Origin of the sequence: Janthinobacterium aquaticum (genome assembly GCF_009208565.1) — a bacterium.
In the GTDB taxonomy this organism is placed as follows: Bacteria; Pseudomonadota; Gammaproteobacteria; order Burkholderiales; family Burkholderiaceae_D; genus Janthinobacterium.
The window spans coordinates 431,197-456,424 of the sequence record NZ_WFLK01000002.1; the positions used below are offsets into that span (position 1 = coordinate 431,197).

The window sequence follows — 25,228 nt, forward strand, 5'->3', positions numbered from 1 at the left end:
CGTGACTACACCCCCCTGTCCTTGGTACCTGAGAGATTACGCGAGCTTTGCAGCTGCGTGCGCCCCTTCGGTGGGCCGCCAGCTATGTGCTGCGGCCGCTCTCCAGAGTTGAGCTGAAAGCCCTGCCTGTGCAAGGGTTTCAATTCGCCTGACCGGTCCTTTTGCCTGAGAGTTTTTGGGTAGTGCCCCTTCGGCGGCAACGCTGGTTTGCCCTCTCCCGATCAAGTGGTGGGAATATATGTCAGCAGGGATGTAATGTCAATCTGAAAGACGCTTTCCGGCACGCACCACAATGGGGCGCAAGGCCTGATATTTCCTGTGTGCAAAGCTATGGCAGCGTGCGGCAGGCGTACGACCTTGCACCGTGAAATTTGCTATTGTGAAGGCCACCTTTACCAGGGCAGTAACCAAGAACAAAAGGCCAAGACCATGACAGATTTTATTGAGCCCCACGGGCAACACGGTTATTTCACGCTATCGGGCGATGTCAACAGCGATATGGTGCGGCGCGTGTTTGACGCAGTGGCCGACATGACCGAAGACAAACTGACCACCGCGCATATCCTGATCCAGTCCAACGGCGGCTATGTCAGTGATGGCATTTGTCTGTACAACTTTCTCAGTAAACTCCCCATCGAAATCGTCACCTACAACACCGGCGCCGTCGCCTCGATTGCCGTTACGCTGTTTTTGGCGGGCAAGCACCGTTATGCCAGCGATACGGCGCGTTTTATGGTGCATAAATCGCACGCCACCGCGTCGCCGGGTTCGCGTCCCGATGCGCTGAGCATTATTGTCGAGGGCCTGCGCGCCGACGACATGCGCACCGAACGCATCTTGCGCCAGCATGTCGAACTGAACGAACAGCAGTGGCAGGTGCATGCGTATTCCGACTTGCACCTGACGGCTGACCAGGCGCTCGAAGTGGGGTTGGTCGAGGCGGTGCGCGATTTCGAGATTCCCCAGGGCTTGCGCCTGACCAATATCTGATGCCCATTGAGCTTGCTTCAAAAGCCAGGGGCCGGCGACAGCATGCTGTCGCCGGCCCCTGGCCTTGATACTGCTCACTGATAATCGCTGCTATCAGGACTTGTTGCCTTTGCTCGAAGAGCTCGATGAGCCGGAGGAGCCTGACTGTTTGCTGCTGCCGGCGCCCGACTGCTTGTTGCCGTCGTTTTTGTGGCTTTGGCGGCCTGCTTCCACGTGCTGCTCGTGGGTGCCGCCCTGCTTGCCGCTGCTGCTGCCGGATTTGCTGCCGCTGGCCGACTGTTTGTTGCCTTGATCGCCTTTTTGATTCGAGTTCATCATCGTTCCTTTATGAGAATGTGATAATTGCCAGAATAAAATGCTACCGGAACCAGCTTGCCAGGAAAGGTATGGCTGAAGGTATGGCTGAGATCCGATGGCGCAATGATGCGCGGCAAGCCTGATTTGAACTATCGGAACACGACCTGACTATTTGTAGGACTCAGACTGCGCCAAGTTGCCGTAATTCATTGATTTCATGCAATAATTATCGATTGAGAATGTAATCGAATGTAAAACTCGGGAGTGACAGGCATTGCCACTGTCACGGGCGTGGCATAGTGCAGCCTGCTGTGGAAATCGTTAGTTGGGAAACAAGCAGATAGGCAACAAGCAATGAATTGGTGGAATGGTATTTCTTTTGCGGCTGACATGTCGCTGATGGGTCCGGCTGGCGTGGCGATTGCCTTGTGGCTGCTGGTGTCGCGCCAGTGGCGCCTGGTCCTGAGCTGGAGCCTGTGGTACGGCGGCGGCCTGATGCTGGTCGTGCTCTCGAAGCTGGCCTTTATCGGCTGGGGTGTGGGCAGCAGTGCGTTTGACTTTACCGGCTTTAGCGGTCACGCCATGCGCGCCGGCGCCGTCTTTCCGGTGCTCACGTACGTCGTGCTGCAGCGCGCACCGCGCCCGTGGCGCCATGCCGGCGTGCTGCTCGGCGTGGCGTTCGCCATCCTGGTGGCCATTTCGCGCGTGGTGGTGCAGGCGCACAGCATTTCGGAGGCCGTCAGCGGCTGCGTGCTGGGACTGGCAACCGCGTTCGGTTTTATGTGGAGCGCGCGCGGCACCGTGCACTTTGCCATCAGCCGCACGCTGGTGCTGGCCAGCCTGGCCGTGATGGTGCTGCTGAGCTTTAAGGCCGAGCCCATGCCGACCGAGTTGTGGCTGCAAAAACTGGCGCTGGCCTTGTCCGGTCACACGGAAGTTTTTTCACGCGAGCACTGGAAGCGTAACCCGCAAGTGCCTGCTGGCCAGCCACCGGGCAAATAGGCCGCGCACCACGATATGGTTTTTTGGCCTGCGCTACAGCGACAAATGATATGATAAGTCACTTTTTTTGCAGGCAGGCTGACTGTTGCGCCGCCATGATACAAGGCGCTGCTGCCCGCTTGCGCAATTCAACCGCCAGCATAGGCAGGAACTTTCAAACACGTGCGTCTCTCTTCCATCAAATTGTCGGGATTTAAGTCTTTCGTCGATCCCACCAATTTTCAGGTGCCAGGCCAGCTGGTCGGCGTGGTCGGACCCAATGGCTGCGGCAAGTCGAACATCATCGACGCCGTGCGCTGGGTGCTGGGCGAGTCGAAAGCGTCCGAGCTGCGCGGCGAGTCGATGCAGGATGTGATTTTCAATGGCTCGACCCACCGCAAGCCGGCCGGGCGCGCCTCGGTCGAACTGGTGTTCGACAACAACGACGGCAAGGCGTCCGGCCAGTGGGGCCAGTATGCCGAGATCGCCGTCAAGCGCACGCTTACGCGCGACGGCACCTCGACCTATTACATCAACAGCCAGCCGGTGCGCCGGCGCGATATCCAGGATATTTTCCTCGGTACTGGCCTCGGGCCGCGCGCCTACGCCATTATCGGCCAGGGCATGATTGCGCGCATTATCGAATCGCGCCCGGAAGAATTGCGCGTGTTCCTGGAAGAAGCGGCCGGCGTATCGAAGTACAAGGAGCGTCGGCGCGAGACTGAAAACCGGCTGCACGACACGCGCGAGAACCTGCTGCGCGTGGAAGATATTTTGCGCGAACTCAATGCCAATCTGGAAAAGCTTGAAGCGCAGGCCGCCGTGGCCACCCGTTTCCATGCATTGCAGGCCGACCAGGAAGAAAAGCAGAAGCTGCTGTGGTTGCTGCGCAGAAACGAGGCGCAAAACGAGCAGAGCCGTTATTTCCGCGAAGTCGAGCAGGCCCAGACTGACCTGGAAGAGCAGACCGCCAAGCTGCGCAATGTGGAGCTGACGCTCGAACAGATGCGCCAGGCCCACTTTGCCGTCGGCGACCGCTTGCATACGGCGCAGGGCCATCTGTACCAGACCAATGCCGAGATCGGCAGCCTGGAAGCGCAGATCAAGTTCGTGATCGAGTCGCGCGCGCGCCTGCAAGCGCAGCTGGCCACCTTGACGGCGCAGCGTGACCAGTGGACCACCCAGGGCAGCGAGTACCAGGAACAGATCGAGGAAGCCGAATTCGCACTCGAAGAGCTTGCTGCCAAGGTCGAGCAGTCGCAGATGATGGCCGAGCAGAAGGGCGAGCAGCTGCCCGAGCTTGACGCCGCCTGGCGCGCCGCGCAGCACAAAAGCACCGAATCGCGCGCGAAAATCATGCAGGCGCAGCAGCAGCTGGAACTGGAGTCGGCGCACCAGCGCAACGCTTCCAATATCCTCTCTGGCCTCTTGAGCCGGCGCGAGCGGTTGCAGCAGGAGAAAAACAGCCTGAGCCTGCCAGACAGCAGCCATCTTGAAAATCTCAAGCTGCAGCTGGAAGAAAAACAGCAGGCACTCGAAGAGCAGGGGTTTTACCTGGAAGAAGCGCTCGAGCAGCAGCCCAAGCTGGAGCAGGAACGCAGCGAGGCGCAAAAGCAGGTCAATGCAGAAACGGCCACCAATGCCCAGCTCGAAGCACGCTTGTCGGCCCTGAAGCAATTGCAGGAACGCGTGCAGACGCAGGGCAAGGTGCAGCCGTGGCTGAAAAAGCACGAGCTCGACAGCTTGCCGCGCCTGTGGCAAAAGCTGCAGATCGAAGCGGGCTGGGAAGCGGCGATGGAGTCGGTCCTGCGCGAGCGCACCTCGGCGCTGCAACTGTCCAATATCGACTGGGCCAAGGCGTTTTTTGCCGATGCGCCGCCGGCCAAGCTGGCTTTGTATGCGCCGTCGACCGTGCCGCCATTGCCGCAGCCTGATGTGGCTGGTCTCAAGCCGTTCATCAACCTGCTGAAACTGAACGATCCCGGCCTGCGCGGCCTGCTGCAGGACTGGCTCTATAACGCGTATGCGGTGGAAGACGCGGCCGAGGCACTGATGGAGCGCGGCAAGCTGCCGCCGGGCGGCTATTTTGTCACGCGCGCCGGCCATGTGATCACCGCCACCAGCGTGCGCTTTCATGCCGCCGATTCGGAGCAGGAAGGGATGCTGGGGCGCCAGCAGGAAATCGACAATATCGGTAAACAGCTGCGCGCCCAGCAACTGCTGGCCGAAGAGGCGCGCGCCCGTTCGGTACGTGCCGAGGCGGCTGTCAGCAATGCAACGCGCCAGCTGTCCGACCTGCGTTTGCGCGTGCAGCAGCTCACGGCATCGGTGCATACGCTGCAGCTCGATGTGGTGAAACTGTCGGAGGTCGAAGCGCGCTTCAACCAGCGCAGCACGCAGATCGGCGCCGACCTGGCCGAAATCGCCGCCCAGGAAGCCGAGCAACTGCAGATCAAGCTTGAATCGGAAGAGAAATTCGAGCAGCTCGATATGGAACTGGGCAATTTGCAGGAAGCGCACGAGGATGGCCAGACCGAGTTCCTGCGCAAGGAACAGCTGTTGACCGAGGCGCGCGAAGCGCTGCGCGAGCTCGAACGCGCCGCCAAGGACATCGAATACGCCGAACGCTCGCAGCGCGCCCGTATCGACGAATTGCGCCGCAATATCGCCACCGCCAGCACCCAGGCGCAGCAGGTCACGGCCAGCTTGCAGGCCGGCCAGCAGGAACTGGCCAATCTGGAAAGCGGCGCTGCCAACGACGGCCTGCAGGACCTGCTCGAGCGGCGCACTACGCAGGAGCGCGCGCTGGCCGATGCGCGCCATGAACTCGACCAGATCACGCAGCAGCTGCGCATGTTTGAAGATGCGCGTACGCAAAACGAGCGCAGCCTGCAGCCGCAGCGCGACAAGATCATGGAAATGCAACTGAAGGAACAGGCCGCGCGCCTGAACCAGGAACAGTTTGCCCAGCAGTTGCAGGAAGCTGGTGCGGACGAAGCGGTGCTGGCTGAAAAGCTGCATCCGGACATGCGCCCGTCCTACCTGCAAGGCGAAGTGACGCGCCTGACCAACGCCATTACAGCACTGGGCGCGGTCAACCTGGCTGCGCTCGACGAGCTGGCGCAGGCGTCCGAGCGCAAGAATTTCCTCGACGCCCAGAATGCCGACCTGACCGAAGCGATCGAGACGCTGGAAGACGCGATCCATAAAATCGACAAGGAAACGCGCGACCTGCTGCAAGACACCTTCGACAAGGTCAACCGCCACTTTTCCGAATTGTTTCCGATCCTGTTCGGCGGCGGCCAGGCGCGCCTGAGCATGACGGGCGACGAAATTCTCGATTCCGGTGTACAAGTCATGGCACAACCGCCTGGCAAAAAGAATGCAACCATCCACCTGCTCTCGGGTGGAGAGAAAGCGCTGACCGCGACCGCACTGGTGTTTTCCATGTTCCGCCTCAATCCGGCGCCGTTCTGCCTGCTCGACGAAGTCGATGCACCGCTGGACGATTCGAACACGGAACGCTTCTGCCGCATGGTCAAGCGCATGTCCGACCAAACCCAGTTCCTGTTTATTTCGCATAACAAGATTGCGATGGAAATGGCCAATCAATTGATCGGTGTGACGATGCAGGAGCAGGGCGTATCGCGCATCGTGGCGGTGGACATGGAGTCCGCCGCCAATTTCGCTACTGAGGCACAAGCAGCATGACAGATCTTCAAATTACCTTGTTCGGCGCCGGCGGCGTGTTTATCGTTGCCGTGTTTTCCTACAACAAATGGCAGGAGTACAAGGCCAAGAAAAGCGTCGAGCGCGCTTTTTCCACCGACCACGACGATGTGCTGATGCGCGAAGGCGAAGCTGCTGCGCCACTGTCAGCGCCGGCGGCCGAGCCAGTGCTGCGCCAGGAGCCGCGCTTTGACGCGGCGCCAGTGCTCAAGGCCGAACCGACTTTCGGCGCGCCGCCGACAGCGCCGGCCGTGTTTGCCGATGAAGTCGGCGCGCAGCACGAGCCGGCCCTGGCGCCTGCTGCTGCGGCGCGCGAACCCGAGGTGGCCAACGAGCAGGCCACCTGCCTGGTCGATCCGCTGATCGACTGCCTGCTGCCCTTGGTACTCGAAGCGCCGGTACGCGGCGACAAGATCCTGCCGGTGCTGCAGACGCTGCGCCTGGTCGGCAACAAGCCCGTGCATTTTATCGGCCTGCATGTCAATGGCGACTGGGAGCCGATCCAGCATGGCGGCGTCTACACCAAAATGCAGGGCGGCGTGCAGCTGGCCAGCCGCAGCACGGCCCTGAACGAACTCGAATACTCGGAGCTGGTCACGCGCTTGCGCGTGGTGGCCGACGAAATTGGCGCCGAGCCCGAAGTGCCCGACATGATGGAAGTGATGGCCGAAGCGCGCAATCTGCACCGCTTTGTCGCCGGCCACGATGCCCAGTTGGGCGTCAATCTGCAGTCCAACGGTGCGCCATGGCCGATTGCCACCTTGCTGGTGGCGCTGGAAAAGCAGGGCTTCGACGTACGCCCCGACGGCCGCTTCGTGATGCCCGACGGCCAGGGCGGCCATCTGTACTCGCTGTCGACCAATGTCACGCTGGCCGAAGACAGCACGGCGCGCCTGACGCTGCTGCTCGATGTGCCGTGCGTATCGCCGGCGCGCGACGGCTTTGGCGCCATGGTCGATTGCGCCAAAGCGCTGGTGGTGCGCCTGGACGCCACTATCGTTGACGACTATGACCAGCCGCTATCGGATGCGGCGCTGGGCGAGATCGCCGGCCAGGTGCAGGAGTTTTACCAGGAAATGGAAGCGGCCGATATTGCTGCCGGTTCCACGCGCGCGCTGCGCCTGTTCAGCTGAAGGATCACGGCAGCATGAGCGACTTGAACGAACAGCAGGCCGGCGTACGCGTGCTGGCGCTGACTGAAGAACTGAACCGACACCTGCACGCTTATCACGTGCTGGACAACCCAACCATCCCTGACGCCGAATACGACAAATTGTTCCTTGAACTGCAGGCGCTCGAAGCGGCCCATCCGGCGCTCCGCGCGCCCGATTCGCCGACCCTGCGCGTGGGCGCGCCGCCCTTGCCGCAGTTCGAGCAGGTGACCCATACGGTGCCGATGCTGTCGCTGAACAATGGGTTTTCCGACGACGATATCGTGCAGTTCGACCGCCGCGTGCGCGAAGGGCTGGGCGATGAAGCGCTTGTCAGCTATGCGGCCGAAGTGAAGTTCGACGGCCTGGCGATCAACCTGCGCTACGTCGACGGCGTATTCGTGCAGGCCGCCACGCGCGGCGACGGCGCCACCGGCGAAGACGTCACCGCCAATATCCGCACCATCGACACCATCCCGCTGCGTTTGCATGCGATCGACGGCCAGGCGCTGCCCACGCTGATCGATGTGCGCGGCGAGGTGATGATGTTCAAGGGCGATCTGCTGCGCCTGAACCAACGCCAGCGCGAGGCAGGGCACAAGGAATTTGCCAATCCGCGCAACGCGGCTGCAGGCAGCCTGCGTCAGCTCGATTCGCGCATTACGCGCCAGCGCAAGCTGCGCTTCTACGCCTATGGCATCGGCGCGCTGGAAGGCGCCGCGATGCCCGTCTCGCATTCGGCATTGCTGGACTGGTACCAGGCGCTGGGCATTCCGGTGTCAAGCGAGCGTCGCGTGGTGCAGGGCGCACAGGGCTTGCTCGACTACTATGCGCGCATCGGCGCGGCCAGGCCGGATCTGCCGTACGAAATCGACGGCGTGGTCTACAAGGTCAACGCCACCGAGGACCAGCAACAGCTGGGTTTTGTGTCGCGCGCGCCGCGCTTTGCGCTGGCGCACAAGTTTCCGGCCGAAGAGGCAATGACGCAGGTGCAGGGCATCGATATCCAGGTCGGTCGCACCGGCGCCATGACGCCGGTGGCGCGCCTGGCGCCGGTGTCGGTGGGCGGCGTGACGGTTACCAACGCCACCTTGCACAATGAGGACGAAGTGCTGCGCAAGGACGTTCGCGTGGGCGACACGGTGATCGTGCGCCGCGCCGGCGACGTGATTCCCGAGGTGCTGGCGGTGGTGCTGGACAGGCGCCCAGAGCCGGCCCCGGCGCCATTCAAAATGCTGTCCAGTTGCCCAGTCTGCGGCTCGCACGTGGTGCGCGAAGAGGGCGAAGCGGTGGCGCGCTGTTCGGGTGGCCTGTTCTGCTCGGCCCAGCGCAAGGAAGCGCTGCGCCATTTTGCCGGCCGGCGCATGATGGACATCGACGGCCTGGGCGAACGCTATATCGACACCCTGGTGGAACTCGACTATGTGCATGGGCTGGCCGACCTGTATCAGCTGACGCTCGACAAGCTGCTGGAAATGAAGCAGCGCGCCGACGAGCGCGATGGGGTGACGCCGGAAACCGTCTTGCAAGGCAAGATCCCCACCAAATGGGCAGAAAACCTGTTGGCCGGTATCGAGGCCAGCAAGCAGCCGCCGCTGGCGCGTTTCCTGTTTGCGCTCGGTATCCGCCATGTCGGTGAGTCGACCGCCAAAACGCTGGCCGACTGGCTGGGCAGCCTCGATTACGTGCGCCAGGCGCCGGCGGCGCTGCTGCGGGTGCTGCCCGATATCGGCAGCACGGTGGCCGAGTCGATTGCCGACTTTTTTGCCGAGGAAAAAAACCAGCAGGCGCTGCAGGCGCTGCTCGACGCCGGCGTGTCGCCGCAGGGCGAGCATGCGCCCAGCGCGCATCTGCGTGAACAGCTCGAGGTGGCCAAACTGCTGGCCGCGCTGGCGATCCCCAAGCTGACCGAAACGCGCAGCCGGCAACTGGCCGAGCGCGGCGTCACGCTGGCCAGCCTTGCGCAGGACAGCGGCAGCTTCCATGCCGGACTGCCGGCGGGCGTGGGCGAGGCGCTGTCGGCATGGCTGGCCAATGAGAGCAACCTCACACAACTGCGCAAACTGGACGCCCTGCGCGCGCAATTGCTGGCACAATTACCACAATTGCCAGCCGCAGGCGGCAAGCTCGAAGGCCAGACCTTCGTGCTGACCGGTACCTTGCCCACGATGGGGCGCGACCAGGCCGCGGCGCTGATCGAGGCGGCAGGCGGCAAAGTCAGCGGCTCGGTCTCGAAAAAGACCACTTTCCTGGTTGCCGGCGCCGATGCGGGCAGCAAGCTGGCCAAGGCGCAAGAGCTCGGGGTGAGCGTGCTCGACGAAGCAGCCTTGCTGGACTTGCTGGCGCCAGCATGACCCTGGCGCGGTGATCATCGATATTTAATTTCGACATTCAACTTTTTATAGCGAAGAATCACCATGAAAAAAATCAGAAAAGCCGTGTTTCCCGTAGCTGGACTGGGCAGTCGTTTCCTGCCTGCTACCAAAGCGCAGCCCAAGGAGATGCTGCCGGTGGTAGACAAGCCGCTGATCCAGTATGCCGTCGAAGAAGCGGTTGCGGCAGGGATCACGGAGATGATCTTTATTACCGGGCGCAACAAGCGCGCCATCGAAGATCATTTCGATACGGCCTATGAACTCGAATCAGAACTGGAAGCGGCCGGCAAGCGCCAACTGCTCGAGATGGTGCAGAACGTGATTCCAAAGCATATCAACTGCATTTATATCCGCCAGTCGGCGCCACTGGGCCTGGGCCACGCCGTGCTGTGCGCCCGTCCACTGGTCGGCGACGAGCCGTTTGCCGTGCTGCTGGCCGATGACTTCATGGATACCGACGAGGGTGTGCGTCCGGTGCTGGCGCAGATGGCCGACGTCTACCAGTATGAGAACTGCTCGCTGCTGGCGGTACAGGATGTGCCGCGCGCAGACACGCGACAGTACGGTATCGTCTCTGCGCGCAATTACCAGCCTGACCTGGAACTGGTATCGGACATCGTTGAAAAGCCCATGCCGGAAGAAGCACCGTCGACTTTGGCCGTGGTCGGACGGTATGTGCTGTCAAGCCGCATCTTCGATCATCTGGAGAAAATCGGCGCCGGCGCTGGTGGTGAAATTCAGCTGACCGACGGCATTGCCGCGCTGATGCGCGAAGAGCGCGTGCTGGCTTACCGCTACACGGGCCAGCGCTATGATTGCGGCTCCAAACTCGGCTACCTGAAGGCCACCACCGCCATGGGCCTCAAGCATCGTGAAACGGGCGCCGCGTTCCGCGCCTACCTGGAACAGTTGTACGCAACGGTCGACCCTGCATGACCGTCAGGGAAATCCTGAAGATGGGCGATGCGCGTCTGCTGCGCGTCGCCGAGCCAGTGCGCCAGTTCGACACGCCCGAACTGCATGCGCTGGTGGCCGATATGTTCGACACCATGCACGCGGTCAACGGCGCCGGCCTGGCTGCGCCGCAGATCGGCGTCAACCTGCAGCTGGTGATCTATGGCTTCAAACAGAACGTACGCTATCCCGATGCGCCGCAGGTGCCTGAAACCGTATTGATCAACCCGGTGCTGACGCCCTTGTCGCAGCAGAAGGAAGAGGGCTATGAGGGCTGCCTGTCGGTACCCGGCCTGCGCGGCAGCGTGCCGCGCTGGACCCGCCTGCATTACGAAGGCGTCGACCAGTTCGGCCAGCCGATCAGCCGCGACTGCGATGGCTTTCATGCGCGCGTGGTGCAGCATGAAGTCGATCACCTGCTCGGCATCCTGTATCCCTCGCGCATCGTCGACTTCAGCAAGTTCGGCTTTACCGAAGTGATGTTTCCTGAGCTCGATCCGAATGACGACGATTGAAAGCGCGGCTTGATGGTGGGAGCGTAGGTCGGATTAGGCTCCGGAGGGGCCGTAATCCGACAACATTGTTGGCGCTGCAGGTGTTTGTCGGATTACTGCCTGCGGCCTGCGGCTCGTCATGCTGGTGCCGCAGGTGTTGTCGGATTACGGCCTGCGGCCTAATCCGACCTACGTGGATACGGTGATGCGGTGATACGGGTGCGCGGCGCGCTAGCGCACCTTGCGCCCACTACCCAGATTATCAAGCAACACAATCAACTCCTCGCGCATGCTGTCGCTCAGGTTGAGGAAGCGGCAGCCGATCTGTACCTGTTCGCCCAGCAAAAACGAGCGGAAGGTGCGTGACAGGCGGATTTCCAGGTCGGCGATCATGACCTTGGTCGGCCCCAGTTCAAGGCGTACGCGCGACAGCTTGCGGCCGACGTACAGGCCGACCGTGTCGCGCGGATGGGCGCGCATGCCGATGCCGCCGGCCGAGAAATCATACAATTGCAGTTCGTAAGGCCGTCCCTCAAGCACGAAGGCGGCGATATAGTAGACGCCCAGCGGCGTTTCCATGCGGGTCGATTCGCGCCGCTCCAGCACCAGGCAGTGGCTGGGGAAATTGGTCAGGTAGAAGTTAGGCTTGTCCGGAAAAGGCTGCCACTCGCCATTGATGGTAAATTGCAGCTTGGCGCTGTGCACCCATGACACAAAGGTGGCGTTGCCGTCTGGCAGGGTCTGGCCTTCATTGAGTTCAAGCACGAATTGCGGCAGATCGTCGTCGACCGACAGCACGCGCCCCATGATCGGCTGTTCGTCACCATTGGAATAGATCGAGACGGCATCGCCATTGTCGGCCAGGCTGCACAGTGTTTCGCCGATATCCCACGGGTCGCTCATATGGTGCGGCTTGGTGCCGGGCGCCATCGGTTCGGCGGCATCGGCCAGGCTGGGCGCACCTTTGCGCAGGGGATTGGGAACGGGATCGGTCACGACGGAAAATTTCTTGGTTTCTAAGTTGGACACAGTGTATAGGCTTACAGCAATATTTACTAACTAATTCACAATAGTTATTGTTTGCTTATGTTTTGGGCGAAGCTCAAAAGTGTTCATCCGCACCCAGATAGCGCCATTGGCCCGGCGGCAGGTCACCGAGTTTTACCTTGCCGATGCGCACGCGTTTCAGTCCCAGCACCTTCAGTCCCACCGCTTCGCACATGCGGCGGATCTGGCGTTTCTTGCCCTCGCGCAGGGTAAAGCTCAGTTGGTCTTCATTCTGCCAGCGCACTTTGGCCGGCAGCAAGGGCTTGCCATCGAGCCACAGGCCGAAGTTGAGCTTGCGCAAGTCGCTGTCGGGCAGGGTCTCGCCCTTGGTGTACGTTACGCGCACCAGGTATTCCTTGTCGATCTCGGTATCCTGGCCGATCAGCTGCTTGGCCACCCGCCCGTCCTGGGTCAGCACCAGCAGGCCCACCGAGTCGATATCGAGACGGCCAGCGGCCACCAGGCTGCGCAGCTGGGTTGGATGGAACTGCTCCGGGCTCTTGTCTTCCGCCCAGCGGTTCTCGGCCTTGATCAGCGCTACCGCCGGCGTGTAGCCATCTTCGGCCTGGCCGCTGACGTAGCCCATCGGTTTGTTGATCAGCACGGTCACGCGCTTGGACTGCTCGGCCGCGGCCTGACGTTCGACGGTCACGCGCTGGCTTGGCGTGACTTTGCTGCCCAGTTCGGATACCACCTTGCCGTCTACCCGCACCCAGCCGCGGGCGATCCATTCATCGGCTTCGCGGCGTGAGCACAGTCCCAGTTCGGACATGCGTTTGGACAGGCGTAATAATTCTTCGGTCATGTTGTTCTATCGTTTAAAAGTAGTGCTATCGACGCTGGCGGCCTACACCTTGAGCGCATCGAGCAAATCTGTTTCCAGCAAAATCTGGTTGCGCGCGCTGTTGAGCGCCGCGCCATCAACCAGGAACACATCTTCCACCCGCTCGCCCAGCGTCATGATCTTGGCCGTATGCAGGTTGACGCGGTATTTGGTCAGCACATTGGCGATCGAATACAGCAGCCCCGTACGGTCGTTGGCGGCCACCGACAGCAGGTAGTACTGGCCCCGCTCATCGGGTCGCAGATCGACCGTCGGCTGCAGCGGGAAGCTGCGCGACAGGCGCGACAGGCGGCCCTTGCTGGGCGGCGCCAGCGGCGCCTGCGACAGCAGCAGCTCGCCCAGTTCGTGCTCGATCAGGCTGATGATGTCGCGGTAGCTCTTGGCAAAACTCTGTTCGGTCACCAGGAACGTGTCGAGCGCATAGCCGTGATTCGTGGTGTGGATCTTCGCATCGAGGATGCTGAAGTTCTTGCGGTCGAAATAGCTGCAGATGCGGGCAAACAGGTCCGGCTGGTCGCGCACCCAGACGGCCACCTGCAGGCCTTCGCCGATCGGCGCGAGGCGGCATTTTACCACCGGCACATCGCTGTCGAGTTTGTTGTACAGCGAGCGGGTCTGCCAGGCAATATCGGACGCGTCGTGGCGCAGGAAATAAGCCATGTCGAGCTGCTGCCACAGTTTCTTGTGGGCGTCTGCCGGCAGGCCGTACAGGCGCAGCGTGGACAGCGCTTCCTGCTGGCGGTTTTTCAGTTCGCGGTCGGCCGTGTGCGGCTCGCCGCCGAGCACGCGCAAGGTCACGCGGTACAGGTCTTCGAGCAGCTTGCCCTTCCAGGCATTCCACACCTTCGGGCTGGTGCCGCGGATATCGGCCACCGTCAGCAGGTACAGGGCCGTCAGGTGGCGCTCGTCGCGCACCATCGAGGCAAAGGCCTGGATCACGTCCGGGTCCGACAGGTCCTGCTTCTGCGCCACCTGCGACATGCTCAGGTGGTTTTCGACCAGAAACGCCACCAGTTCGGTTTCATCGGCCGACAAGCCGTGTTCCTGGCAGAACTGGGTGGCGTCGGCCACGCCGAGCTTGGAATGGTCGCCGCCGCGGCCCTTGGCGATATCGTGGAACAGCGCCGCTACATACAGCAGCCAGGGCTGCGAGAAATTGGCCATCAGCTGGCTGCAATACGGATATTCGTGGGCATGCTCGCTCATGGTAAAGCGGCGCATATTGCGCACTACCATCAGGATATGCTGGTCGACCGTGTACACATGGAACAGGTCGTGCTGCATCTGGCCGACGATGCGGCGGAAATTGGGCAGGTAGCGCCCCAGGATGCTCATTTCGTTCATGCGCCGCAGCGCATGAATCACGCCCACCGGTGCCTGCATGATGCGCAGGAACAGCGCGCGGTTGGCCGGATCCTGGCGAAATTGCGCATCGATCTTGAAGCGCGCATGCCACAGCGCGCGCGTGGCGCGCGAGGTCATGCCTTTCAAGGCAGGGCGCTGCGTCATCAGCAGGAAAATTTCCAGCATGGCCGAAGGGTGGCGCTCGAAAGTGTCGTCGCCACTGATGTCGATCAGGCTGTTGACCTCATTGAAGCGCGCATTGATGGGCACCGGCTGGTCGTCCTGCGGGAACAGCCGTGCTTCGATATTTTGCAGCAAGATCGTATTGAGCTGGGTGACCGTCTTGGCAGCCCAGTAATAGCGCTGCATCAAAATTTCGCTGGCGCGGCGCATGTTCGGGCCGCTGCCGGTGGCCTGCAGTCCCAGCGACTGCGCAATGGCTGTCTGCACATCGAACACCAGTCGGTCTTCGCGCCGGCCGGCCTGCAGATGCAGGCGCACGCGGATATCCTTGAAGGCGCGTTCTTTTTCCATCAACTGGCGCGCCTCGGTCAGCGTGATCAGGCCGCCGGTGGCCAGCGTGCGCCAGGAGTTGGCCAGGCCGGCCGCCTTGGCGACCCACAGGATCACCTGCAGGTCGCGCAGGCCGCCCGGGCTTTCCTTGCAGTTGGGCTCCAGGCTGAACGCCGTGTCCTCGTACTTGGCGTGGCGCTGGCGCATCTCTGCGGTCTTGGCCTGGAAAAATGCCTGCGGATCCATGGCGGCGGCATAGCGCTGCTGCAACTGCTCGAACAGTGGCAGGTCGCCGGTGACCAGGCGCGCCTCCAGCAAGCTGGTCTGGACCGTGATATCGGCTTTCGACTCGCTCATGCATTCGTCGACGGTACGGATGCTGTGGCCGATTTCCAGCCCCAGGTCCCACAGCAGCTGCACCAGCGCTTCGAGTTTTTCCTGCGTGGCGGCGTCGGGCGCCTGGCCCAGCAGGATCAGCAGGTCGATATCGGAATAGGGAAACAGCTCACCGCGCCCGTAGCCGCCCACCCCGACCAGCGCAGTGTCGTCTGGCAATTGCGCTTCTTCCCAGGCTTGTGCCAGCACCCCGTCGACGCTGTGGCGCAAGCTGCGCAGCAGCTTTTCGGGCTTGCCGTCCGCCTGAAAGGCGGCCAGGATAAGCTGGCGGTCAGCTTTGAGTTGCTGCTTGAGTTGTTCTCGAACGTGCTTGTTCATGGCGCGATGGTCAGGGCAGGTGGCAGGTGGGCGGATTCGGTTCAGGCTGTCTTGATGAATGCCGGCGGCGGTGGCATGCCGGGCGAAACGGTCAGGATTTCATAGCCTGTTTCTGTCACCAGCACCGTGTGCTCCCACTGCGCCGACAGGCTGCGATCCTTGGTCTTGATGGTCCAGCCATCGTTCATTTCGCGGATGTCGCGCCGACCGGCGTTGATCATCGGCTCGACCGTGAAGATCATGCCTGCTTCAAGCCGTTCAAGCGTGCCGGGCTTGCCGTAGTGCAAGACCTGCGGCTCTTCATGGAACACCTTGCCGATGCCGTGACCGCAAAATTCGCGCACCACGCTGTAGCCGGCTTTTTCCGCATGCTGCTGTATGGCGTGGCCGATATCGCCCAGATGCGCGCCCGGTTTGATCTGGTCGATGCCCAGCCACATGCATTCATAGGTCACTTCCGACAGGCGCTTGGCCAGGATCGACGGCGTGCCGACCAGGAACATGCGGCTGTTGTCGCCATGGTAGCCATCCTTGATCACGGTAATGTCGAGATTGACGGCGTCGCCATTCTTCAGAACCTTGTCGCCAGGAATGCCGTGGCAGATCACATCGTTGACCGAGGTGCAGATGGCTTTCGGGTACGGCGTATAACCGGGCGGGCAGTAGTTGAGCGGGGCAGGGATGCTGCCCTGTACGTTGACCATGTATTCATGGCACAGGCGATCGAGTTCGCCGGTGGTCACGCCTACCTTGACGAACGGCGTGATGTAGTCGAGCACTTCGGCGCCGAGCTTGCCGGCGACGCGCATGCCTTCGATGTCGGCGGCGGTATTGATACGGATGGTGGACATGGGTGTTTCGCTATCTGCAAAAAAAGATAAAAAAGCGCAGACCTGTTTTTCAGGAAAAAAATCTGCAAATATGCCGAAATTATAAACGAGCCAAACATGTGCCGCGGAGGGACTTTCCGGTAGATTGCCGGCGCCTTTGGCTGGTGCATCGAATTGGTGCGGGCTGAACTCGAGGATACCGGCATGGGTGTTTTTGCTGCTTTGCAAGTAGTGCTGAAAGCATGGCGGAATGAGCACTTAAGCCAGTATTTGAGTGCTCCGTGCCTCTGCACCGAAGCGTGGCATGCCAGGCCGTACTTTCAGAATAGTGCACCGGATTAGGGAAAATGCGGCGGCGCACCAATGTAACGACGTTTTTTTGCATATCAAAATGAGATATTTTTTACGTCAAAAAAGTGTTGTTTATCTGCTGAATTAACAGTCTTGCTTCATTGACAGTGCCGCTGGGAAAGTGGTTTGATGACGTCCATGTCATAAAACGATCATGCAGTGTCGCTCATAAAGCGACTAACAGACAGGGACATGTCCGTTGCATTTGGTCGATAAAGACATTGAACATAATTTCTTGTGTTCACAAGAGCCTGACTAGATCAGTAGGTAGTAGTATTTTCAAATCGGAGAATTTATGCATCAACGCACCAAGATTGCCGTAGCAGTGGCAATGGCTTTGAATTCGCTGACCGCTTTTGCTCAGACTCAAGCTGCAGCTGAAGCGCCACAACGTGTTGAGGTTACCGGCTCGCGCATTCGCCAGGTTGATCTCGAGACCGCTCAGCCCATTCTGAAAATGACATCGCAGCAAATTCAGGCTAGCGGCCTGGTTACTGTAGGTGACGTGCTGAATCAGCTCACTTCGGCTGGTCCTCCAGCATTCAGCAAAGGTGCAACGCTGACGTCGAACCGCGAACAAGGCGGTCAGTACATCGACATGCGTAACCTGGGTGCACAGCGCCTGCTGGTTCTGGTCAATGGCAAACGCTGGACGACTACCATTGCCGGTTATACCGACATGTCGACCATTCCGACTTCGATGATCGATCGTATCGAGATTCTGAAGGACGGCGCCTCGGCGATCTATGGTTCCGACGCAATCGCCGGTGTGGTCAACATCATCCTGAAGCGTTCGCTGCAGGGCGGCAGTGTCAGCATCTATCGCGGCATTAACGAAAAAGGCGATGGCAAGAACTCCGATTACGATATTTCCTACGGTGGCGGCGACGACAAGGCATCGCTGATGTTCAGTGTCTCGCACACCACTTCCGGTACGGTCTGGAGCAACAAGCGCGATATCACCTCGACCTCGAATGCCAATCACCCGACCGCTGGCCTGGGCGTTGGTGAATGGGGCCGTATCCGTGACGTGCTTGCCAATGGCGGTCCTACCGGCATCAATCAGTACCTGAACCACACCGGTACCTGGCAAAGCCCGAACGGCGTCGGCGCCGATTCGCGCAATCCTGCCAACTACCATAATTACTTGGTGAACGGTGTCGCAGACGACAACGACCTGTATAACTCGACGCAGCAGATGATGTTCCAGGCTCCGACCGAGCTGACGACCATCTTTACCAAAGGCGAGCTGCAACTGCCATGGGATCTGCGTTTCAAGAGCACGGCAATGTTCTCCGAGCGTAGCTCGACCCGTCAGAATGCCGGCTATCCGCTGAACAGCCAGAACCAGGCGCGTTTCCCGGTCTACCTGGACAAGAACAGCTACTACAACCCATACGGCAGTTCGGTCACCGGTGGCGCAGGCAAGGATATGTACTTCTACCGTCGCATGGTGGAAATGCCGCGTATTACCGATAGCAGAAACCAGACTTTGCACGTTGACGCTGTGGTTGAAGGCGATTTCACCGTGCGCGGCCTGCCATGGGGCTGGTCTGCTGGCTACAATCACAGCCAGGTCACCGGCCAGTCCAACGGCACCGGTAACATCAACCTGGTTAACCTGAAGAAGGCAGTTGGTCCATCGTTCCTCAATGCCAGTGGCATCGTGCAGTGCGGTACCGCTGCTGCGCCGATCGCCCTGGGCGAGTGCGTACCGTTCAATATCCTGGGCGGCCCATCGGCAAGCACTCCTGAAATGCTGAAGTTTATCGGCAGCGACAGCCACGCCATCTACGGCAGCACTGTCAACAGCGCTACCGCCGATATCAATGGTGAATTGTTCAGCCTGCCAGCAGGTAACGTCGGCTTTGCAGCCGGTCTTGAGCATCGCGAAGTGCGTGGTTACGACGTGCCGGATCAAATGACGGCCAACAGCCTGACGACCGACCTGTCGTACAACTCAACCTATGGCCGTTACACCGTTAAAGAAGCATACCTGGAAGCAAGTGTTCCACTGCTGAAAGACGTGCCATTCGCTAAGCACCTGTCGCTCGATCTGGCCAGCCGCTATTCCGACTACAGCAATTTTGGCAGCACCACCAACAGCAAAGTCAGTGTGATGTGGAAGCCAGTGAGCGATCTGCTGGCGCGCGCTACCTGGGCTCAAGGTTTCCGTGCTCCATCGTTGAACGATACGTTCGGCGGCGGCTCGTCGACCTACGACACCTATCTGGACGTCTGCGATACCCAATACGGTTCGAAGAACGCCACCATCGTCGGCAATTGCGCCCGCGTGGTACCGGCTGGCTACCGTCAGAAAAATGCTGCTGGCAACGCGGTAATTGGTTCGTCGCAAAGCGCTGTGCCATTCAGCTCGGGCGCCGGTAACGACAGCCTGACGCCGGAGACGGCTAAAACCAAGACAGTTGGTCTGGTATATAGCCCGTCGTTCGTGCCTGGCCTGACCGCTTCGCTGGACTGGTTCAATATCACCGTCAACAACCGCATCACCGCAGTATCGACGGCTTACACTCTGAACCAGTGCTACCTGCAAGGCGTTGCAGAGTTCTGCAACAAGATCACCCGTGACAGCACCGGTGCCATTACCAACCTGGTTCGTGGCAACACCAACCTGGGTGCACTGGAAACCGAAGGCGTTGACATCGGCCTGAACTATCGTCTGCCACGTACGGCCTACGGTCAGTTCAACGTTCGCTCGGAATCGACCTGGCTGAAGACCTACCGTTCGAAGAGCACGGCAACGGCTGACTGGGCTGAGTACGCTGGCGACTACGGCGTGAACCGTCTGAAATCGAACCTGTCGCTGGACTGGAGCCTGGGCAACTGGGCCTCGACCGTGACCTTGCGCTATGCAAGCGGCGTGAAGGATGATTGCTATACCGCTGAACTGCAATGTTCGAATCCGGATGGCGAATCCGATGGCTACGGTGCTTACAACAAGCTCGGTTCGGTTACCTACACCGATCTGAACGTAAGCTACTCGACCCCATGGAAAGGCAAGATCGCTGTTGGTGCCAACAACCTGTTCGACAAAGCTCCGCGTATCACGCTGAGCGGCGACTCGTCGGGCTCGAAAGTTGACCCTAACCTGCCGATCGACCGTTTCATCTACGTTCGCTACACGCAATCGTTTTAATTGATCTGCTTCCTCCCTGAGGGGAGGTCAGAGCGTAATACGGCCCGCCAGGTTCGCCTGGCGGGCTTTTTGTTTCTGCGCGTGCCGCAAATGTGCTGCTGCTTGATGTTGTTGTCAATCTAGTGTAAAATCCCGGGTTGCTTGAATTCTCATTTGAGCAGTGTTTAAAAACAGCCTGCAGCTGGGCTGAAATTTATTTATATAAACAAGCGAATCCGGTCGACAAGGGTGCCTGTATGGTGACTGATCGGATTCCAGACCCAACCCTGGAGTTAATAATGTCCGTAACAATGCGCGAAATGCTGGAAGCCGGTGTCCACTTTGGTCACCAAACCCGTTTTTGGAATCCAAAAATGGCACCGTTCATCTTCGGCCATCGCAACAAGATCCACATCATCAACCTGGAAAAAACCATGGCGATGTACCAGGACGCAATGAAGCACGTGCGTCAACTGGCTGCAAACCGTGGCACCATCCTGATGGTTGGTACCAAGCGTCAAGCTCGCGAAATCATCGCTGCTGAAGCACAACGCGCTGGCGTGCCTTTCGTTGATCAACGCTGGTTGGGCGGCATGCTGACCAACTTCAAGACGATCAAAACGTCGATCAAGCGTCTGAAAGACATGGAAACCATGGTTGAAGATGGTTCGATCGAAAAGCTGTCGAAAAAAGAAGCGCTGATGTTCTCGCGTGAAATGATCAAGCTGCAAAAATCGATCGGCGGCATCAAGGACATGGGCGGCGTTCCTGACGCAATCTTCGTCGTTGACGTTGGCTACCACAAAGGTGCGATCACCGAAGCTGCAAAACTGGGCATCCCGGTCATCGGCGTGGTCGATACCAACCACTCGCCAGAAGGCGTGAACTTTGTTATCCCAGGTAACGATGACTCCTCGAAAGCCATCACCCTGTACGCTCGCGGTGTTGCTGATGCAATCATCGAAGGTCGTGCAGCAGCTGGCAACGAAGTTGTTGAAATGGTTAAAGCAGCAGCTGGCGACGAATTCGTCGAAGTTAACGAACAGGCTTAATGGCCAGGCTGTCGAAAGGCAGCTGTTTGTAGCACAGTAGCACGCAGAAGGACTCAAAAAGGGGTGGCAGCAGCTCCCCCTTTTTTTTAACAAAAATTCGACAGGCATGCTGGCGGGGCACAAGCCCGAACCGCAGCTGTCGACTCACCGAATCAGGAGAAACACATGGCAGCGATTACAGCAGCGATGGTAGGCGAACTGCGCGGCAAGACCGACGCACCAATGATGGAATGCAAAAAAGCACTGACCGAAGCCGAAGGCGACATGGCTCGTGCGGAGGAGATCCTGCGCGTCAAGCTGGGCGGCAAGGCATCGAAAGCATCGGCACGCATCACCGCCGAAGGCGTGGTGGCAACCTACATCGCCAACGGCGTGGGCGCACTGGTTGAAGTGAACTCGGAAACCGACTTCGTTGCGAAAAACGACGACTTCCTGGCGCTGGCCAATAACGCCGCTCGCCTGGTCGCTGAGCACAACCCGGCCGACGTGGCTGCCCTGCTGGCCCTGCCAATCGACGGCAAGACCCTGGACGAAGTGCGCGCTGCCCTGATCGGCAAAATCGGCGAAAACATGACTATCCGCCGCTTCCAGCGTTTTGAAACGACCGCCAAGCTGGCATCGTACCTGCACGGCTCGCGCATCGGCGTGATCGTCGAATTCGACGGCGCCGACGAGCAAGTAGGCAAAGACGTGGCGATGCACATCGCTGCGATGAAGCCGGTATCGCTGTCGTCCGACGAAGTGCCGGCCGAGCTGATCGAAAAAGAGCGTTCGGTTGCAAAACTGAAAGCGGAAGAAGATGCAGCCAAAGCTGCTGCCGAAGGCAAGCCAGCGCAATCGCCAGAAATCCTGGCCAAGCGCCTGGAAGGTTCGGTACAGAAGTTCCTGAAAGAAGTATCGCTGCTGAACCAGGCTTTCGTGAAAAACGACAAGCTGTCGGTTGAGCAAATGCTGAAAGCTGCCAACACCAGCGTCAAAGGTTTCGCCATGTACGTGGTCGGCGAAGGCATTGAGAAGAAGCAAGACGACTTCGCAGCTGAAGTTGCTGCACAAATGGCTGCCTCCCAGGGAGCGTAAGTAAAGCGGGCCGAGAGGCCCGTTTTTTTGGCCCGCCCGCGTCGATGCACGCCGGGTGGCGACATGGGCAGTTGCGCGCACCTATCCGGCGCTGCCTGACACTGCGCCATGTCATACTCGAATAACCTCATTTATGGAGCCCCAGCTCATGTCAAAACCAGCCTACAAGCGCGTCCTCCTCAAGTTGTCCGGCGAAGCCCTGATGGGTGATGATCCCTACGGCATCAATCGCGCCACCATCGAGCGCATGGTTGCCGATGTGGCCGAGGTGGCAAAGTTGGGTGTGGAACTGGCAATCGTGATTGGCGGCGGCAATATCTTCCGTGGCGTCGCGCCCGGTGCGCAAGGCATGGACCGCGCCACTGCCGACTACATGGGCATGCTGGCCACCGTGATGAATGCGCTGGCCCTGGCCGACGCCATGCGCCATGTCGGCATTACCGCGCGCGTCATGTCGGCGATCGGCATCGAGCAGGTCGTCGAGCCTTACGTGCGCCCGAAAGCACTGCAGTACCTGGAAGAGGGCAAGGTCGTGGTGTTTGCTGCCGGTACCGGCAACCCGTTCTTTACCACCGATACCGCCGCTGCATTGCGCGGTTCCGAGATCAGCGCCGAGATCGTGCTCAAGGCCACCAAGGTCGATGGCATCTACACGGCCGATCCGAAGAAAGATCCGAACGCCACGCTGTTCCACACCATCTCGTTTGATGATGCCATCTCCAAGCATCTGCAAGTGATGGATGCCACCGCCTTTGCGCTGTGCCGCGACCAGAAACTGCCGATCAAGGTGTTCTCGATCACCAAGCCCGGCGCGCTCAAGCGCGTCATCATGGGTGAAGACGAAGGCACGCTCGTTCACGTGTAAAAGTTGCGGAGTGTCGAGAAACCGTCCATGGCTGCGTTGCAGCGCCTCGCCGTACACTGCGTACTGTCTTCGGCGCTGCGCCTTGCCCTGAACGGTTTTCGACACTCCCGGCAGCGCGTGTAAAATACGGCGCCACTTCAAGCTTTATTATTAATAACGACGCTAGTCAAAGCCGACACGTAGCAGGTTTTGGTAGCCGTCACTGGAAAATAGGAGGGCAGCATGTCCTTAGCTGATGTAAAGAAAAACGCCCAGGAACGCATGGTCAAGTCGCTTGAAACGCTCAAGGCCGATCTGGCCAAAGTGCGTACCGGCCGCGCCCATACGGGTATCCTGGATCACGTGATGGTTGAGTATTATGGCTCGCCAACGGCATTGAGCCAGGTCGCCAACGTGACACTGGTCGATGCACGTACCATCGGCGTACAGCCATTTGAAAAGAAGATGGCGACCACCATCGAGAAGGCCATCCGTGACGCCGACCTGGGTTTGAATCCGTCGGCCCAGGGCGACATGATCCGCGTGCCGACCCCCGCATTGACCGAAGAGCGCCGCAAGGAGATGGTCAAGCTGGTCAAGAGCGAAGCGGAAGACGCGAAAATTGCCGTGCGCAATATCCGCCGCGACGCCAACGAATCGCTGAAAAAACTGGTGAAAGAGAAAGCCTGCTCCGAAGATGACGAGCGTCGCTCGTCCGAGGAAGTGCAGAAACTGACCGACAAGTTTATTGCCGACATCGACAAAATGGTCGTCGACAAGGAAAAAGAAGTACTGACGGTCTAGTTTTTTGCGACCCAAGCACTGCCCGGGACGGCTGGTCTATCCCGGGCAGTGCTATTTGGCGCATAATAGCAATCCTTTTATATGGTATTAATGTTTTCATGATCTATTCGAGTTCGACAACGGCGGTGCCTGAAGTAGGCTGCGTGCCGCAGCATGTGGCCATTATTATGGATGGCAATGGACGCTGGGCAACCAAGCGCTTCCTGCCACGCGTGGCGGGCCACGCCAAGGGCGCTGATGCCGTCAGCAAAATCGTCGAGGCTTGTCTTGATCGTGGCGTGCAATACCTGACGTTGTTTGCCTTCAGTTCTGAAAACTGGCGCCGTCCCGAAGAAGAAGTATCGATGCTGATGCGCCTGTTTGTCGCCATGCTCGAGCGTGAAGTGGCGCGCATGCACGCCAATGATATCCGCCTCAAGGTCGTGGGCGACCTGTCGCGTTTCAATGCGCAGTTGCAGGAGATGATCGCCAATGCCGAGCGCAAGACCGCCGGCAACTCGCGCCTGACGGTGACCATTTGCGCCAACTACGGCGGCCGCTGGGACATCATGCAGGCCGTCAACAAAATGACCGCTGCCAACCCTGATGTTGCTGCTCATGGCTATACCGAAGAAGATCTGGCGCCGCATCTGGCCATGGCCTACGCGCCCGAGCCTGACCTGTTTATCCGCACCGGCGGAGAGCAGCGCATTTCCAATTTCCTGTTGTGGCAGCTGGCTTATGCCGAGCTGTATTTTACCGATGCATATTGGCCCGACTTCAATGTCGACAGCCTCGACGCGGCGATCGCGTCTTACCAGCAGCGCGAACGGCGCTTTGGCCGTACCAGCGCGCAATTAACTGAGAAGACAAACTGATGCTGAAAACACGGATTATCACCGCCCTGGTCCTGCTGGCGGTCTTGCTGCCGGTTCTGTATCTTAACTATTTTCCTGCTTTTGCCGTGATCGTCACGCTGTTTTTCGGCGCTGCCGTGTGGGAAAGCTTTCGTTTGTTCAAAAATCGCCAGTCGCTGCTGATCGCCGGCGCCTGGACCGCCGCGTTTGCCTATGCCTTCTTCTTCGGCAATGGCCTGTCGCAACTCAATTTCTGGTTTGCCCTGTGCGTGGCGATCTGGCTGATCCGTTTCGTGCCGTCGCTGGCCACCGGTTTGCCGCCGCTCGATGGCCTGGGCAATACCTTGCTCAGTCTGGTTTATTCGGTGACTATCGTCGGCTGCTTCGTGGCCATTATTGCGCTGTTCATGCACAGCCCCTTGTATCTGCTGTCGGTGATGGCGCTGGTGTGGATTGCCGATATCGGCGCCTATTTCTCCGGCAAGGCCTTCGGCAAGCGCAAGCTTGCGCCCAGCATTTCGCCGGGCAAGTCGTGGGAAGGCGCGATCGGCGGCGGTATTGCCGTGCTGGCCATTGCCGCCATCACCATTTTCGCCGCACCGGCTGCGCCATGGCTGCAAGACACCTTTGCCGTGCAGCTGCAGCTGCGCCGCGGCTGGCCGATGACCTTGCTGGTGCTGCTGGTGCTGGTGGCGGCAAGCATTGTCGGCGACCTGTTTGAATCCCAACTCAAGCGCCGCGCCGGCATCAAGGACAGCAGCAATCTGCTGCCTGGCCACGGCGGCGTACTGGACCGCATCGACGCGCTGATTCCGGTCCTGCCATTTGCCGCCCTGATCGGCGCCTGGCTTTAAGGAATATTTTT

The 25,228-nt window shown here is 59.7% G+C and carries 19 protein-coding genes and 2 riboswitches; of the genes, 14 read left to right on the plus strand and 5 right to left on the minus strand.

The annotated features are described in order from the left end of the window. Nucleotides 1-5: 5 nt before the first annotated feature. Nucleotides 6-116, minus strand: a riboswitch (glycine riboswitch). 27 nt (nucleotides 117-143) lie between these two features. Next, nucleotides 144-230, minus strand: a riboswitch (glycine riboswitch). A gap of 199 nt (nucleotides 231-429) precedes the next feature. Then, nucleotides 430-990, plus strand: coding sequence for an ATP-dependent Clp protease proteolytic subunit (locus GCM43_RS04790; RefSeq protein ID WP_152242366.1), 561 nt, complete (start codon nucleotides 430-432; stop codon nucleotides 988-990). 93 nt (nucleotides 991-1,083) lie between these two features. Here the strand turns inward: GCM43_RS04790 and GCM43_RS04795 are convergent, their stop codons facing one another. Continuing rightward, nucleotides 1,084-1,305, minus strand: a complete 222-nt coding sequence (locus GCM43_RS04795; protein ID WP_152242367.1) for a hypothetical protein — start codon at nucleotides 1,303-1,305, stop codon at nucleotides 1,084-1,086. 372 nt (nucleotides 1,306-1,677) lie between these two features. On the opposite strand from GCM43_RS04795, the gene GCM43_RS04800 reads away from it, so the two are divergent. The 6 genes from GCM43_RS04800 to def all read left to right on the plus strand — a co-directional run bounded on the left by GCM43_RS04800 (nucleotide 1,678) and on the right by def (nucleotide 10,992). Beyond that, on the plus strand, nucleotides 1,678-2,289 hold the full coding sequence (locus tag GCM43_RS04800) for a phosphatase PAP2 family protein (protein ID WP_152242368.1): 612 nt from the start codon (nucleotides 1,678-1,680) through the stop codon (nucleotides 2,287-2,289). A 162-nt stretch (nucleotides 2,290-2,451) separates the two neighbouring features. Next, complete coding sequence (gene smc / locus GCM43_RS04805; protein ID WP_152242369.1) at nucleotides 2,452-5,979, plus strand: chromosome segregation protein SMC; 3,528 nt, start codon at nucleotides 2,452-2,454, stop codon at nucleotides 5,977-5,979. Beyond that, nucleotides 5,976-7,130 carry a cell division protein ZipA C-terminal FtsZ-binding domain-containing protein gene (locus GCM43_RS04810; RefSeq protein WP_152242370.1) on the plus strand — a complete coding sequence of 385 codons (1,155 nt, stop codon included), beginning with the start codon at nucleotides 5,976-5,978 and terminating at the stop codon, nucleotides 7,128-7,130. Before smc ends, GCM43_RS04810 begins: the two co-directional genes overlap by 4 nt. A gap of 14 nt (nucleotides 7,131-7,144) precedes the next feature. Continuing rightward, nucleotides 7,145-9,502 (plus strand): NAD-dependent DNA ligase LigA, encoded by a 2,358-nt coding sequence (gene ligA / locus GCM43_RS04815; protein ID WP_152242371.1) that lies wholly within the window; start codon nucleotides 7,145-7,147, stop codon nucleotides 9,500-9,502. A gap of 63 nt (nucleotides 9,503-9,565) precedes the next feature. Beyond that, complete coding sequence (gene galU / locus GCM43_RS04820) at nucleotides 9,566-10,459, plus strand: UTP--glucose-1-phosphate uridylyltransferase GalU (RefSeq protein ID WP_152242372.1); 894 nt, start codon at nucleotides 9,566-9,568, stop codon at nucleotides 10,457-10,459. Continuing rightward, the gene (gene def / locus GCM43_RS04825; RefSeq protein WP_152242373.1) at nucleotides 10,456-10,992 is read left to right on the plus strand and encodes a peptide deformylase; all 537 of its coding nucleotides are present in this window, start codon (nucleotides 10,456-10,458) and stop codon (nucleotides 10,990-10,992) included. The genes galU and def overlap by 4 nt, the downstream gene beginning before the upstream one ends. 210 nt (nucleotides 10,993-11,202) lie before the next feature. Here the strand turns inward: def and GCM43_RS04830 are convergent, their stop codons facing one another. From GCM43_RS04830 to map, 4 genes are all read right to left on the minus strand, one after another. Next, on the minus strand, nucleotides 11,203-11,967 hold the full coding sequence (locus GCM43_RS04830) for a flagellar brake protein (protein WP_152242374.1): 765 nt from the start codon (nucleotides 11,965-11,967) through the stop codon (nucleotides 11,203-11,205). A gap of 106 nt (nucleotides 11,968-12,073) precedes the next feature. After that, nucleotides 12,074-12,823 carry a pseudouridine synthase gene (locus GCM43_RS04835; RefSeq protein ID WP_152242375.1) on the minus strand — a complete coding sequence of 250 codons (750 nt, stop codon included), beginning with the start codon at nucleotides 12,821-12,823 and terminating at the stop codon, nucleotides 12,074-12,076. A gap of 42 nt (nucleotides 12,824-12,865) precedes the next feature. Beyond that, nucleotides 12,866-15,433 carry a [protein-PII] uridylyltransferase gene (locus GCM43_RS04840; protein WP_152242376.1) on the minus strand — a complete coding sequence of 856 codons (2,568 nt, stop codon included), beginning with the start codon at nucleotides 15,431-15,433 and terminating at the stop codon, nucleotides 12,866-12,868. Nucleotides 15,434-15,474: 41 nt separating this feature from the next. Further along, a complete protein-coding gene (map, locus tag GCM43_RS04845) occupies nucleotides 15,475-16,284 on the minus strand; it encodes a type I methionyl aminopeptidase (RefSeq protein WP_152242377.1) in 810 nt (269 codons plus the stop codon). A gap of 661 nt (nucleotides 16,285-16,945) precedes the next feature. Between map and GCM43_RS04850 the strand changes: the two genes are divergently transcribed. From GCM43_RS04850 to GCM43_RS04880, 7 genes are all read left to right on the plus strand, one after another. Next, a complete protein-coding gene (locus tag GCM43_RS04850; protein ID WP_226929331.1) occupies nucleotides 16,946-19,771 on the plus strand; it encodes a TonB-dependent receptor domain-containing protein in 2,826 nt (941 codons plus the stop codon). A gap of 278 nt (nucleotides 19,772-20,049) precedes the next feature. Continuing rightward, entirely contained in the window at nucleotides 20,050-20,802 is a 753-nt protein-coding gene (gene rpsB, locus GCM43_RS04855) for a 30S ribosomal protein S2 (RefSeq protein ID WP_152242379.1), read from the plus strand. A gap of 165 nt (nucleotides 20,803-20,967) precedes the next feature. Then, nucleotides 20,968-21,879 (plus strand): translation elongation factor Ts, encoded by a 912-nt coding sequence (gene tsf / locus GCM43_RS04860; protein WP_152242380.1) that lies wholly within the window; start codon nucleotides 20,968-20,970, stop codon nucleotides 21,877-21,879. Between the two features lie 148 nt (nucleotides 21,880-22,027). Next, the gene (pyrH, locus tag GCM43_RS04865; protein ID WP_152242381.1) at nucleotides 22,028-22,744 is read left to right on the plus strand and encodes a UMP kinase; all 717 of its coding nucleotides are present in this window, start codon (nucleotides 22,028-22,030) and stop codon (nucleotides 22,742-22,744) included. 222 nt (nucleotides 22,745-22,966) lie between these two features. Further along, entirely contained in the window at nucleotides 22,967-23,527 is a 561-nt protein-coding gene (gene frr, locus GCM43_RS04870) for a ribosome recycling factor (protein WP_152242382.1), read from the plus strand. Nucleotides 23,528-23,625: 98 nt separating this feature from the next. Continuing rightward, complete coding sequence (gene uppS / locus GCM43_RS04875) at nucleotides 23,626-24,384, plus strand: polyprenyl diphosphate synthase (RefSeq protein WP_152242383.1); 759 nt, start codon at nucleotides 23,626-23,628, stop codon at nucleotides 24,382-24,384. Then, a complete protein-coding gene (locus GCM43_RS04880) occupies nucleotides 24,384-25,217 on the plus strand; it encodes a phosphatidate cytidylyltransferase (RefSeq protein ID WP_152242384.1) in 834 nt (277 codons plus the stop codon). Before uppS ends, GCM43_RS04880 begins: the two co-directional genes overlap by 1 nt. Nucleotides 25,218-25,228: the final 11 nt, after the last annotated feature.

Coding starts and splice junctions, on each gene's coding strand:
- uppS (WP_152242383.1), top strand. CDS start 23,626: ATGATCTATTCGAGTTCGACAACGGCGGTGCCTGAAGTAGGCTGCGTG.
- galU (WP_152242372.1), top strand. CDS start 9,566: ATGAAAAAAATCAGAAAAGCCGTGTTTCCCGTAGCTGGACTGGGCAGT.
- GCM43_RS04840 (WP_152242376.1), bottom strand. CDS start 15,433: ATGAACAAGCACGTTCGAGAACAACTCAAGCAGCAACTCAAAGCTGAC.
- rpsB (WP_152242379.1), top strand. CDS start 20,050: ATGTCCGTAACAATGCGCGAAATGCTGGAAGCCGGTGTCCACTTTGGT.
- GCM43_RS04795 (WP_152242367.1), bottom strand. CDS start 1,305: ATGAACTCGAATCAAAAAGGCGATCAAGGCAACAAACAGTCGGCCAGC.
- GCM43_RS04850 (WP_226929331.1), top strand. CDS start 16,946: ATGGCTTTGAATTCGCTGACCGCTTTTGCTCAGACTCAAGCTGCAGCT.
- ligA (WP_152242371.1), top strand. CDS start 7,145: ATGAGCGACTTGAACGAACAGCAGGCCGGCGTACGCGTGCTGGCGCTG.
- map (WP_152242377.1), bottom strand. CDS start 16,284: ATGTCCACCATCCGTATCAATACCGCCGCCGACATCGAAGGCATGCGC.
- GCM43_RS04835 (WP_152242375.1), bottom strand. CDS start 12,823: ATGACCGAAGAATTATTACGCCTGTCCAAACGCATGTCCGAACTGGGA.
- tsf (WP_152242380.1), top strand. CDS start 20,968: ATGGCAGCGATTACAGCAGCGATGGTAGGCGAACTGCGCGGCAAGACC.
- GCM43_RS04800 (WP_152242368.1), top strand. CDS start 1,678: ATGTCGCTGATGGGTCCGGCTGGCGTGGCGATTGCCTTGTGGCTGCTG.
- def (WP_152242373.1), top strand. CDS start 10,456: ATGACCGTCAGGGAAATCCTGAAGATGGGCGATGCGCGTCTGCTGCGC.
- frr (WP_152242382.1), top strand. CDS start 22,967: ATGTCCTTAGCTGATGTAAAGAAAAACGCCCAGGAACGCATGGTCAAG.
- pyrH (WP_152242381.1), top strand. CDS start 22,028: ATGTCAAAACCAGCCTACAAGCGCGTCCTCCTCAAGTTGTCCGGCGAA.
- GCM43_RS04810 (WP_152242370.1), top strand. CDS start 5,976: ATGACAGATCTTCAAATTACCTTGTTCGGCGCCGGCGGCGTGTTTATC.
- GCM43_RS04880 (WP_152242384.1), top strand. CDS start 24,384: ATGCTGAAAACACGGATTATCACCGCCCTGGTCCTGCTGGCGGTCTTG.
- GCM43_RS04790 (WP_152242366.1), top strand. CDS start 430: ATGACAGATTTTATTGAGCCCCACGGGCAACACGGTTATTTCACGCTA.